This is a genomic window from Humibacillus xanthopallidus, from assembly GCF_006716675.1.
Classification (GTDB): domain Bacteria; phylum Actinomycetota; class Actinomycetes; order Actinomycetales; family Dermatophilaceae; genus Humibacillus; species Humibacillus xanthopallidus_B.
The window spans coordinates 581102-593252 of sequence record NZ_VFPM01000002.1 but is presented as its reverse complement, the minus strand read 5'-3'; the positions used below and the strand labels follow the sequence as shown (position 1 = coordinate 593252).

Genomic DNA, 12151 nt, shown 5'->3' with positions numbered 1-12151 from the left:
TGCAAAGACTTGGCGCCGGAGCGGACGTGCACAACTCTTGTGCAAACGTAGTGTGCAGAGGTATTATGCACAGTATGGCTGCACGAGACACCGCAAAGACCCCTGCACCACCCCCGTCGCAGGCGCCCGACGACGACAACCTCTGGCTCACGCCGGAGAGCCTGCGGGTCCTCGCCCACCCGCTGCGCTCGCGCCTGCTCGGCGCGCTCCGGCGCGGCGGGCCGGCGACGGCCACCGACCTTGCGGCGACGCTCGGCACGAACTCCGGCGCGACGAGCTACCACCTGCGCAAGCTCGAGTCCGTCGGCCTCGTGCGCGACACGGAGGAGGGCGAGGGCAAGCGGCGGCTGTGGCGAGCGGCGTCGGAGTACCACTCGTGGCACCCGAGCGACTTCGACGGCGACGAGGACTCCGAGACGGCCCTCAACTGGCTGACCCGCGACTACGCAAGGCACTTCAGCGAGCAGTACGACAAGTGGCTCGATGTGTCGACGACGTGGCCCACCGACTGGCAGGACGCGTGCGGCTCGAGCGACGCCTCGGTGCTCGTCACGGCGGAGGCCCTCCAGGAGCTGCGCGCCGAGATGTGGGAGCTCATCGAGCGTTATCGCCGCGTCGGGCAGGGCAATCCCCAGGCCCGCCGCATCGCCGTCTACGCCTTCGCCTACCCCCTCGATCTCGACCGGCCGCCGACACGGGGGGCCCGCTGATGGCCGCCGAGCATGGGTATGCCGTCCTCTCCCCCGCCGCGGCGCGCCGGGTCTTCCTCACGCTGAGCTTCACCCGCTGGTTCCCGGTCGGTCTCGTCGTGGGCCTGCTCACCCTGTGGCAGCTCGAGCGGGGGCTGTCCGTAGCCCAGTCGCTCACGGTGTCCTCGGCGGCAGGGCTCACCGTCTTCTTCCTCGAGCTGCCGACGAGTGGGTTCGCCGACGCCTTCGGCCGACGGCCGGTCTTCATCACGGCGGCGGCCGTCAACGTCGTGGCGAGCGCGATGCTCATCGTGGCGCAGTCCTTCTGGGCCTTCCTCGCGGCGGCCGTGCTCACCGGGGTCTTCCGGGCGCTCGACTCCGGACCCCTCGAGGCGTGGTTCGTCGACACGGTGCACGTCTCGACGCCGGGAGCCGACGTCGACGGGTCGCTCGCGGCCCAGGGCACCGTGCTCGGCTCGAGCATCGCGGCCGGGGCCCTCGTCTCGGGGGCGCTCGTCTGGTGGCACCCCTTCACCGGCGCATCCGCACTCCTGCTGCCGGTGCTCGTCTTCGTCGGGCTCAACCTCGTGCACCTGCTCGCCACTATCGTGCTGCTCAAGGAGCCTCAGACGAGGGCCGGCTCCTCGGCGCTGGCTCGCGCGGCCGCCTCCGCGAAGGAGGCGCCTACCGTGGTCCGTGACGGGCTCGGGCTGCTGCGCTCGAACCGGGTGCTGCGCGGCATCATCGTCGTCGAGGTCTTCTGGTCGGTCGCCATGATCGTCTTCGAGACCTTCCAGCCGATCCGGCTCGCCGAGCTCGTCGGCAGCGAGGAGCGGGCCGGCGCGATCATGGGCCCGGTCGCGGCCGGAGGCTGGGCGGTCTTCGCCATCGGGGCCGCGCTCGCCGGCTGGACGAGCCGACGGGTCGGCGCCGCCCGCACCGCGATCCTGGCCCGCGTGCTCAACGGCGTGGGCGCCGTCGTCATGGGGCTCGTGGCCGGTCCGGCCGCCCTCATCGCCGCCTACTCGGTGACCTACCTGCTGCACGGCTCGGGTGGCCCGATGCACGCCGCCCTACTCCACCGCGAGGCGAGGTCTGGCAACCGCGCCACCGTGCTGTCGATGAACTCCATGGTCGCCTTCGCGGCCTTCGGGCTGTGCGCACCGCTGCTCGGCCTGCTCGCCGAGCAGACGTCGACGCAGGTCGCCATGGTGGCTGCCGGCGCGGTGAGCATCGTCGGCGCGCTCTTCTACCTCCCGGCCCGCCGCGCCGAACGCGCCCACTCCCCCGCTGACGGCGCCGTGGCAGTCGAGACCGCTACCCCCTGACCCGGCCGCCCTCCCTCACCGTCGAGTGCCCAGTTCCCGACGCAGGAAAATGGGCACTCGACCACACCCACCCATCGAGTGCCCAGTTCCCGACGCAGGAAAATGGGCACTCGACCACACCCACCCATCGAGTGCCCAGTTCCCGACGCAGGAAAGTGGGCACTCGACGACACCTCAGGGTCGTCGGCGAGGGCGGGTCAGCCCTGCTGGGTGATCTCGTCGAGGGCGGCGAGGTCGGAGACGCTCGGCTGCCACGAGCCGGCGCGCACGTTGTCGAGCACCTGCTCGGGGGTCGTCGCCCCGGCGATGACCGAGGCCACGGCCGGCTGCGCCGCGAGCCCGCCGATGGCGACGTCGATGGGGCGCAGGCCCCGCTCGGCGGCATACCCCTCGAGGCGCTCGATGGTGTCCCAGTCGGCGGCCTCGAGACGCTCGCTCATCGACGCGAGCCGGCTGCCCTCCGGCGCCGCCTGGCCCCGGCGGTACTTGCCCGTGAGCAGGCCGGACGCGAGGGGGAAGAAGGGCAGCAGCCCGACCCCGACGTGCTCGCACGCGGGCACCAGCTCGTCCTCGACGTCGCGCTCGAGGAGGGAGTACTCGTTCTGTGCCGAGACGAACCGCTCGGTGCCGGCGCTGCGGGCGGTCCAGTCCGCGTCGACGACCTGCCATCCGGTGAGGTTGCTGCTGCCGATGTAGCGCACCTTGCCCTCGCGCACGAGCTCGTCGAGGGCGGCGAGGGTCTCCCCGATCGGGGTGTGCGGGTCGGGTCGGTGCAGCTGGTAGAGGTCGATCCAGTCCGTGCCGAGCCGGCGCAGGCTCGCCTCGACCGCCGTGCGGATGTAGCGCCGTGAGCCGCGCACACCCCAGTCGGGCCCGTTGGCGCCCTGCATGTCCATGCCGAACTTCGTTGCCACGACGACGTTCTCGCGCTGCTTGCCGAGGGCCGCGCCGAGCAGCTCCTCACTCGCACCGAGTCCGTAGATGTCGGCCGTGTCGAAGAGCGTCACGCCGGCGTCGAGCGCCGCGTTGACGACTGCGGTGGTGCCCTCCTGGTCGAGACGTCGCCCGAAGTTGTTGCAGCCCAGGCCTACCGCCGAGACCGTCAGGCCGCTGTCGCCGAGCTGTCGATAGGTCATGTCGTTCGTCGCACGTGTCGTCACCCGACCAACGTATGCCGCCTCGCCACCTCGCGACAGATGGGGGCTCGACGCTCCGCAGCGTCAGAAGGGGCGGGCGCAGGTCTGCGGCTCGGTGACCCGTCGCGCGAGCCCGAAGCCGGCCAGGGCGAGCGCGAGTGAGGCCGTGCCCGCGTCGAGTGCCGAGGTCAGCGCGAGCCACGCGCTGCCGACGGCTGCGAGCCCTCCGACGGCCGCGCACGGCCCGCACCCGAGGTGGACGTGCAGGCCCTCTCCCGGCAGCGGCACGAAGGTCGCCAGGGCGACCGAGGCCGCGGCGAGCGCTCCGAGCGTGAGGACCGACCAGAGCGGTTGGGTGGTGAACGCCCAGCCCGGCCCCGCCGCGACGAGCAGGACGAGAGCGGCCAGGAGGCCGACGCCCGACCAGACGCGGCGCGCGGGCCACCGGCCCGGCGGGGAGGAGACGACCCCGGGGTCCGCGCCGCCGAGGCGGGGCTCCTGCGAGATGCCTGTCACCCGGCCACCCCACACGCTCCGTCGACGCACGGACGGCGCCGGACGGCATACGCCACCGAGCCGAGCAGCGCCATGAGGGAGACTCCGGCGAGCCATGGGGCGGCAGAGGCAGGCAACTCGAGCTCTGGCATACCCCCGAGGGTATAGCACGGCCCTCGACTCCCGGGAGACCGGGAGCCGAGGGCGCGCGTGAGCCAGCCGATGAGCCTCAGTTCGGCTGGACGAACACCGCCACCGAGCGTGCCGGCACCTTGAGGGCCCCGGCGCCGGCGTCGTATGCGGCCTGCTTGACGACGCTGTCGGCCCCGTTCGCCTGCACCGGGCTGAGGCGCACCTGCCCCGTGAGGCCGGCCACCTTCTGGGAGACCGCCGACGGCGTCGCGTTGAACACGACGACGGCGCCTCGCAGGGCGGGGTCGACGTCGGCGCCCACGGTGTCGTCGATGCGCATGACGATGACGCCCTGGTGCGCGTCAGCCGTGCCCGACACCGGGAAGCTGACCTTGGCGTTGATCGCCGCGGCGCTGCCCAGGCGGAAGAGCGGCGAGCTGAAGCGCAGCTTGAGCAGGTCCTCCGCCATCGCGCTCGCCTCCTTGACGTCACCGGACGCCGGCTTGAGGGCCGGGTTGGCGAGCAGCGGCTTCATGAACGACCACTTCGCGGAGTTCTGCGCCTCCGGCGGCAGACCGTGGCCGAAGCCGTTGTCGGCGCCCGTCCAGTCGAGCCGGTTGAACCAGTCGCCGCTGTCGTAGCTGTCGCGGTTGAGCGACTTGCTGCGCAGCAGGTCGGCGCCGGCGTGCCAGAACGACGGCGTCTGCGCGAGAGCGGTCGTCGCGAGCGACAGGGTGTTCATGCGCACCCGGTCCTTCATCGTCGTCGCGACGGGCAGCTTGTACGTCAGCGAGTCGAAGAGCGTCTCGTTGTCGTGCGCGTCGACGTAGGTGACGACCTCGTCGGGCTGGTCGGCATAGCCGGCCGGCGACCCGTTGTAGTCGACCTCGGTGCCCTTGACGACCGAGCCGCTCGCCTGGCTGCGGAAGGTGAAGGTGCGCAGGTTGCCGGCGAGACCGAGCTGCACGAGGTCGGTGTCGTGAGCGAGGCGCGCGGCCGCGTCGACGTTGACGGGCTTGCCGTCCTTGTCGATCGCACCGTTGTCGTCGGTCGCCTCGCCCGAGCCGAAGCCCTGCTTGCGCGGGTCCTCGTCGAACGGGCCACCACCGCGCACCGCGTCACGCAGGCGGTCGCTGAAGGTGCCGATGCCGGTGCCGCCGAGCTGGCCCTGCGTCGCCTGGACGAAGAGGGCGTTGTTCGCGACCTCGCCGAAGTTCCAGCCCTCGCCGTAGAGATAGATGGCCTTGCCGTCGACCCCGTCCTTCGAGGGGGTCAGGGCGTCGAGGGCCGACCGCACGGCGAGCATGTTGGCCTTGCTGTGGTGACCCATGAGGTCGAAGCGGAAGCCGTCGACCTTGTAGTCCTTGGCCCACATCACGACCGAGTCGACCATGAGCTTCTGCGCCATCGCGTGCTCGGTGGCGACGTTCTGGCAGCACGTCGAGGTCTCGACGGTGCCCATCGCGTTGAGCCGCTGGTAGTAGCCCGGCACGACCTTGTCGAGCACCGACTTGTCGGCCTGGCCCGAGGCCGCCGTGTGGTTGAAGACCTGGTCGAGCACGACGCGCAGGCCGTCCTCGTGCAGGGCGCCGACCATTGTGCGGAACTCCGCGATCCGCGAACCGCCATCTGCCGCAGCGGCGCTCGAGGCATACGAGCCATCCGGCACGCTGTAGTGGTAGGGGTCGTAGCCCCAGTTGAAGGCGTCCTTGCTCGCGACCGCACCGACGCACTTCTGCTGCTCGGTGCTGTCGGGGGCATACGACGCGAGGTCGCACTGCGGCGTCTGCTGCTTGGCCGGGTCCTCCTCGATCGAGGCGATGTCGAAGCTCGGCAGCAGGTGCACCGTGTTGAGGCCCGCCTTGGCGAGCTCCTTGAGGTGCGTGCGCCCGTCACCGTTCTCGGCGAACGCGAGGTAGCTGCCGCGCTTGGCCGCCGGCACCTTGGCATCGCTCATCGAGTAGTCGCGGATGTGCAGCTCGTAGATCGTCGAGTCGACGTCCTTCGCGAGCGCGGGCGCCTTCGCCGTGCGCCACACCGAGGGCATGTATGCCGTGTCCTTGAGGTCCACGGCCACCGACCTCGTCGAGTTCAGCGTCAGCGCAACGGAGTTCGGGTCGGTGACGAGGTTCGTCTCGACCTTGCCCGTGCTCGGTGCGTAGACCTTCACCTCGTAGAGGTAGCGCACGTTGCGGGCCGAGGACGGCAGCGACGCCGACCACGAGCCGTCGCCGGCGCGGGTCATCGGCACGCGCTGGGCAGCACTCGCAGGCTGGTCGGGTGAGCCTGCCGGCCAGGTCAGCAGCGTGGCGGACTGCGCGGTCGGGGCCCAGAGGCTGAAGCCGACCTTGCCGCCCGTGAAGCTGACGCCGTAAGAGCGCGTCGCGGCCTTCGCGGCATACAGGCTGTCGAGCGCGATCGCGGTCTGTGCCCCGGTCGCGTCGAGCAGCTTGCCGGTGGAGTCGTACATCGCGACCGCGACCTGGCCCTTGAGGATCTCGGGCAGCTGCTGCGCGGTCTTCTTGTCGAGCCGTAGTGCGACGGCGCCCTTGAGCTCCGGGTGGTCGGCCACGAGCGAGGCGGGCAGCCCGGCGGGGTCGCGGGTCAGTGACGCCACGGAACCGCCGGTCACGGCCTCGGCGTCGACGGCGAGACCGCCGTCAGCCGACCAGTGCAGCCGCCACTTCAGCGTCGCCGGGTCGACCCCCGCAGGCAGGGCCGAGGCCGGCCAGGCCACGAGGTCGGGGCCGACGATGAAGGCCTTGGCCTTCGTCAGGTCGGGAGCGGCCCCGGCCTTGGACGTCTTGACGCTGACCTCGTGCGTCGAGCTCTTGTAGGTGATGGTCGTGACCACGCCGTCCGCTGGCACCGAGAAGGCGACGTTGTTGGCGGGGTAGGCCTCGGCCCAGCTCAGGCCGACCGCGACCTTGAACTCGTAGTTGCCGGCCGGGATCCGGTCGGTGCTGAAGGTGTAGGTGCCGTCACCGTCGGGGTCCTGCAGCCACGAGCGCATGCAGTCGGGCGCCCAGTCGCCGGGGCAGCCGAGCTCGCTCTGGAAGCTGCCCGGAGCCGTGATAATCGGGCCCTGCGCGGTGCTCGTCACCCAGTGGGTGCGGTGGTCGTAGTAGAAGCTGACCTGGCCGCCCGGAGCCTTGTAGGCGATGTTGCTGCCGTTGGCGGCTCCGCCGGCGCCGTAGTTCTCGTCCCACGTCTTGTCGATCGCGGCCTTGTACTCGTAGTCGCCGGCCGGGATCGTGTAGGTGCCCTTCCAGATGTCGTCCTTGGCGTCGAGGGCCAGCTGGGCCTCGGGGCAGGCGGGCTGCCAGTCGCCCGGGCAACCCATCTCGGAGTTGTGGTTGCCGGGGACGCTGACGGCGCCCGGCTGCGTGACGGGACCGACGCCGCCACCGCCGCCACCACCCGAGGTCTGCGGCTCGCCGACGATGCCGTAGGTGGAGGTGGCCGAGACACGGCCCGAGAGGTCCTTGGCGACCATGCGGTACTCGAGCAGGGTGCCCTTGGCGATGCCGCTGACGTCGTGGAAGACGCGGTAGGGCGCGTTGTCGTCGGTGCCGATCGGGGTCCACGTGCTCGTGCCGACCGGACGGTAGAGGAAGCTGACCTCGGCAAAGGTGTTAGCCGGCACGGCGGCACCGATCTCGGCGCGGCCGCCGACGACGCCACCGGCGCTCGGCGAGGTCGGGTAGATGGCCGGGGCGGCCGACGACGAGGTCATCGTGGCGTTGGCGCGGTAGACGGCGACCGACAGCGGCGGCAGCGTGACCGTGACGCGGCCGGCCTTGTCGGCGCGCAGGTCGCCCGAGCCGCCGAGCAGGGGCACGAACTTCGCTCCGGCAGAGTACGTCTCGAAGGTCGCCGACTTCGGGGTCGTCGCGTTGTTCGTCGCGACGACGTACTCGCGCTTGGCGGCCTTGTCGATGCGGCTGAAGGCGTAGATGCCGGCTGCGTCGGAGGCGTAGCGGTGGATCTGCGCGCCGTCGGCGAGCGCCGGGTTGGCCTGACGCAGGGCGGCGAGCTGCTTGATGTGCTGGTAGAGCGGCACGTCGGTCGAGTAGTGCGCACCGGTGCCCTGCAGGGCGGGGCTGCCGATGACGACGTCGTCCTGGTAGATCGAGGTCTTGGTGCCGAACATGTCCTGCCGGGCGCGCTTGTCGTCGAACCCGCTCGCCGGACCGGTGAAGCCCTGCTCGTCGCCGTAGTAGACGACGGGGTTGCCACGCGTGAGGAACATCAGGGAGTTCGCGAGCTCGGCGCGGTCGAGCAGGTTCTTGCGCTGCCCGGCGTCGGCGTTGTCGTAGCTGCCGCCGAGCAGCATCGCCCCGACGCGGCCCATGTCGTGGTTGCCGAGGAAGGTCGGCAGCTCGTAGGCGTTGGAGTCGGTGTCGGTGTAGTAGTCGTCACCGGCGAAGAGGTCGCGCACCCCGGTGGTCGCCTTGCCCTGGGCAAAGCCGAGCGCCGCGCTCTGGAAGCCGAAGTCGAGCGTCGCAGGCAGCTTGCCGGTCGTCGTGAACTGGCTCATGTAGGCCGGGTTGCTGTCGAACACCTCACCGAACATGTTGAAGCCCGGCTTGCCGATGTCCTTGGCGTGCTTGAGGATCGCCGGTGAGAACGCCTGCCAGAACTGCATGTTGACGTGCTTGACCGTGTCGATGCGGAAGCCGTCGATGCCGAAGTCGACCCAGCTCTTGTAGATGTCCTCCATGCCGGTGACGACGTCGGAGCGCTCGGTGAAGAGGTCGTCGAGGCCGACGAAGTCGCCGTAGCTCGAGGACTCGCCGGCGAAGGTCGAGTCACCGCGGTTGTGGTACATCGTCGGGTCGTTGAGCCAGGCCGGCACCTTGACGGTCTTGTCGGCGTCGGTGCGGAAGACCGGCTTGTACGGGAAGGACGAGGTCGCCGACAGCTCGGGGAAGCAGTCGGGGTATGCCGTCTGGGTCACCGCGCACATCGGCTTGCCCGCCACCACGGCGTCGTCGAAGACGGTACCGTCAGCCGCCTTGTAGGGGGCGGCCTCCTTGGAGATGTAGCTGTGCGCGCCACCCTCGTAGTCGACGACGTCGGCGGTGTGGTTCGTGATGATGTCGAAGTAGACCTTCATCCCCTTGGCGTGCGCCGCGGTGATGAGCGCCTTCATCTCGGCGTTCGTGCCGAGGTGCGGGTCGATCTGGGTGAAGTCGGTGACCCAGTAGCCGTGGTAGCCCGCGCTCGCGTCGGATCCGCTGCCCTGCACGGCGCGGTTCTTGAACGACGGCGTCAGCCAGATGGCGGTGGTGCCGAGGCCCTTGATGTAGTCGAGCTTCTGGGTGACGCCCTTGAGGTCACCACCGTGGTAGAAGCCCGCGTCGGTGGGGTCGTAGCCCGTCTCGAGCCGGCTGCCGGTCAGGCCACCCTGGTCGTTGCCCGTGTCGCCGTTGGCGAAGCGGTCGGCCATGACGAAGTAGAAGCGCTCGCGGGTCGCCAGCTGGCGCAGCGAGGCCGAGGCGAGCTTGGCGTCGGCAGGCGTTGCCGGTCCGGACAGCTCGAGCGGCGTGATCCCGATGGCGTGCGTCGCATCGTCGTAGGTGAAGCGCAACGTCGCGTCGCCACCGAGGACGAGAGGCAGGTTGGCGCTTCCCTGGCCGTAGCTCTCCTCCCACGAGTGGTTGATCGCGACCTTCAGCTCGTAGGAGCCCTTCGGCACGGTGAAGTCACGCGTGTAGGTCGTCGTGTCGCCGACCCTGGTGAGGTCGGTCGCCGTGCACTGGGGCTGCCAGTCACCCGGGCACCCGAGCTCGTCCTGCAGCGATCCGACGAGGGTGGCCGTGCGAGCCGGCTCCGCGGCCCGGGCGACCGTGGCGGTGATCGGCACCGCCAGTCCGGCGAGGACGAGGGCGGTGAGACTGACGGCGGTCGTGGCCGGGCGACGGCGCATGCGCACTCCTTCGTGCAGGGCGTGGTGCAGGGGATGGACGGCACCGTGGAGGCACACCGACCAGAGGGAACCGTATCTCCCCTTTTGCACCCTGCGCCAGATCTGGCTGCAAGAATTTTCAGACTTGGCCCACTTCTTGCGGATTCGCGGCCGCTTCTTTGCGCTCGACGCGCAAGGAAGCCCCAGCTCGGGCGTCGCTGCGTCGCGTCAGGACCGAGCCACCGGCACGATGTTGCCGACGGCGGTGCCGAGGTCGGTCGCGTGCACCACCGTGGCAGCGCCGCGCGTTCCCGTGACCTCGGGCGGCCATCCCGGGCCACCGATGACGACGGTGAGCGGCCAGTCGAGGGACTCGACCATCTCCCACAGCGGCTCCGTCGGCAGCCTGCGCAGCGACGCCCAGATGAAGACGGCCGGCGGTCGTGCCCTGTCGAGGGCCTTCGCGAGGGCTCGAACCGGCACCCGCGGACCGAGGAGCAGGCTCGCCACCCCGTGGCGGGCGAGCTCTGCCTCGACGGCGAGCAGGGGCAGGTGGTGCTGCTCGTCGTCCGCGCTGCCGAGCAGCACCGGCGTGCCGGACATGCGGAAGCGGTTGGCGCGCACGACCCCGCGCAGCTCGCCCTGCAGCAGCTCGCTCGCAAGGTGCTCGGACTCGATGCCGAGGGACCCCTCGCCCCACCGCTGCCCGATCGCGCGCAACGAGGGCACGAAGACGTCAGACCAGGCGTCGGCGAAGTCGAGGCGGCGCAGCGTCTGCCGGTAGAGGTGCACGAGCCCCGTGGCGTCGAGCTCGCGCGCTGCCGAGAGGATCGCGTCGACGGTGCCCTCGTCGGTGGTCGCGCGATCCCCCGCCAGCGCAGCGGCCCGCACCGGCCCGAAGACGCTGTCGACGCCGCCGTCCGTGGCGCCGCCGTCGATGCCGTCGAGGTCGCCATCCGCCGCTGTCTGCCGTGCTGACGAGGGCGCCTCGGATGCTGCACCGCCGACGCCGGACCCGAGGCGACGCGCGAGCTCCTCCGGCTCCATCGTCGTCACGCTCTCGGCAGCGGCCTGGGCCGGGATGCCTGCGGCCGTGAGGCGCGCCATGAGCTGCACGCGCTGCAGGTCGACCGGGCCGTAGCGCCGATGGTTGCCACCCGTGCGATGCGTGGGGCCGAGACCGTAGCGCCGCTCCCAGGAGCGCAGGGTGGAGGTCGAGACGCCGAGGCGGTCGGCGACGGCGCCCACCGGCCAGCTGAGGACGGGCACGGTCTCCGTCGCCGTGTCCGTCCGCTTCGCGGCATACGGCGAGTCGTCGGCGTCGCCACCGTGTTCGTGGTGCTGCCCGTCGCGCGCCCCACCCACGTCGTCAGTCATCCCTCATCACCACTTCTGCAGTCGCCCGCGGGGATCCTCGGAAGGCACGACTGTGCGTCCCGATTCTCTGCAGGCAAGCCCCACCATAAACTTGTGCAGGCATCTTGCGCAATGGCACCAGTTCTGCGTAAGTTCATTGCACAAGATCACTGCACAACTTCAGCGCAGGGTCGCCGCTCCGGTTCACGTGGAGGAAGCCATGACCGTCACTCGTCTCCCCCGGCCCGTCTACAGCTCCTACGAGTGGCAGGAGCAGGGCCTCTGCCGTGGCAAGGACGCCGAGCAGTTCTTCGTCGACGACCCCGAGATGGGCCAGATCCAGCGTCGCGAGCAGACCGAGGCCGCCAAGGCCGTCTGCAGCGACTGCCCCGTCGCGCGCGCCTGCCTCGAGCACGCGATGCGGGTGCCCGAGACCTTCGGCATCTGGGGCGGCACCACCGCCTCCGAGCGTTCGCGCCTGCTGTGGGACGTCGCGGGCTGATCGGAGCTGCTCTGCCGGGGGCCCAGATCGGCCCCCGGCTCAGGTCATGGCGAGCTCGAGCACCACGGCCCCGGGCAGCTCGGCGAGCGCCGAACCGTGCACGAGCAGCTTGGCGCCCCGCACCCCCGCGCCGATGACGACCGGCCCCGCCGCGACGACCCTGGCATCGACGAGCACCGGCCAGCCCTCCGGAAGCCCGACCGGGGTGATGCCCCCCTGCTGCATGCCGGTCAGCTCCTGCGCCCTCGCCTGGTCGGCGAAGGAGATCTTGCGCACCCCGAGATGACGCCGCACCACCCGGTTGATGTCCGCCCGGTCGGTCGCGAGCACCATGACGGCAGCGATGGTCACCTCGTCTCCGCGGCGGCCCTCCACCACCACGCAGTTGGCCGAGGCTTCCGGGGCGACGTCGTAGGCCGCGCAGAAGGCCGCCGTGTCGGCCAGCTCCGCATCGATCTCGGCGACTCGCGCCCCCAGGACGTGGTCGAGCGCAGCCGCGACGGGCTCCGCGAGCAGGTGGGGCCGGTCGGTGGCGAGCTGCCACGTGAGGTTTCCTTGGGCTGAGGGCATGGGGCACACCGTATGCCGCCAACCGTGCCCGT

Annotated in this window: 9 protein-coding genes; 3 read left to right on the top strand and 6 right to left on the bottom strand. The window is 70.8% G+C overall.

The window, feature by feature from the left end:
- Positions 1–74: 74 nt before the first annotated feature.
- Together FBY41_RS10690 and FBY41_RS10685 are read left to right on the top strand one after the other, a co-directional pair.
- Positions 75–710, top strand: a complete 636-nt coding sequence (locus tag FBY41_RS10690; RefSeq protein WP_141844233.1) for a winged helix-turn-helix domain-containing protein — start codon at positions 75–77, stop codon at positions 708–710.
- On the top strand, positions 710–2017 hold the full coding sequence (locus tag FBY41_RS10685) for an MFS transporter (RefSeq protein WP_141844230.1): 1308 nt from the start codon (positions 710–712) through the stop codon (positions 2015–2017). Before FBY41_RS10690 ends, FBY41_RS10685 begins: the two co-directional genes overlap by 1 nt.
- Before the next feature lie 197 nt (positions 2018–2214).
- On the opposite strand, the gene FBY41_RS10680 is transcribed toward FBY41_RS10685, so the two are convergent.
- From FBY41_RS10680 to FBY41_RS10660, 5 genes are all read right to left on the bottom strand, one after another.
- Positions 2215–3153 carry an aldo/keto reductase gene (locus tag FBY41_RS10680; RefSeq protein ID WP_141845065.1) on the bottom strand — a complete coding sequence of 313 codons (939 nt, stop codon included), beginning with the start codon at positions 3151–3153 and terminating at the stop codon, positions 2215–2217.
- 84 nt (positions 3154–3237) lie between these two features.
- Complete coding sequence (locus FBY41_RS23420; protein WP_185749018.1) at positions 3238–3669, bottom strand: hypothetical protein; 432 nt, start codon at positions 3667–3669, stop codon at positions 3238–3240.
- Positions 3666–3800: a hypothetical protein gene (locus tag FBY41_RS23935; RefSeq protein ID WP_260439689.1), complete on the bottom strand. Its 135-nt coding sequence runs from the start codon at positions 3798–3800 to the stop codon at positions 3666–3668. The genes FBY41_RS23420 and FBY41_RS23935 overlap by 4 nt, the downstream gene beginning before the upstream one ends.
- A gap of 77 nt (positions 3801–3877) precedes the next feature.
- On the bottom strand, positions 3878–9712 hold the full coding sequence (pulA, locus tag FBY41_RS10665) for a pullulanase-type alpha-1,6-glucosidase (RefSeq protein WP_141844225.1): 5835 nt from the start codon (positions 9710–9712) through the stop codon (positions 3878–3880).
- Positions 9713–9919: 207 nt separating this feature from the next.
- Positions 9920–11068, bottom strand: a complete 1149-nt coding sequence (locus tag FBY41_RS10660) for a MerR family transcriptional regulator (RefSeq protein WP_141844223.1) — start codon at positions 11066–11068, stop codon at positions 9920–9922.
- Between the two features lie 199 nt (positions 11069–11267).
- Here FBY41_RS10660 and FBY41_RS10655 point away from each other — a divergent pair, with 199 nt between their 5' ends.
- Positions 11268–11549, top strand: coding sequence for a WhiB family transcriptional regulator (locus FBY41_RS10655; protein ID WP_141844221.1), 282 nt, complete (start codon positions 11268–11270; stop codon positions 11547–11549).
- Positions 11550–11588: 39 nt separating this feature from the next.
- On the opposite strand, the gene FBY41_RS10650 is transcribed toward FBY41_RS10655, so the two are convergent.
- Complete coding sequence (locus FBY41_RS10650; protein WP_141844219.1) at positions 11589–12119, bottom strand: YbaK/EbsC family protein; 531 nt, start codon at positions 12117–12119, stop codon at positions 11589–11591.
- Between the last annotated feature and the right edge of the window lie 32 nt (positions 12120–12151).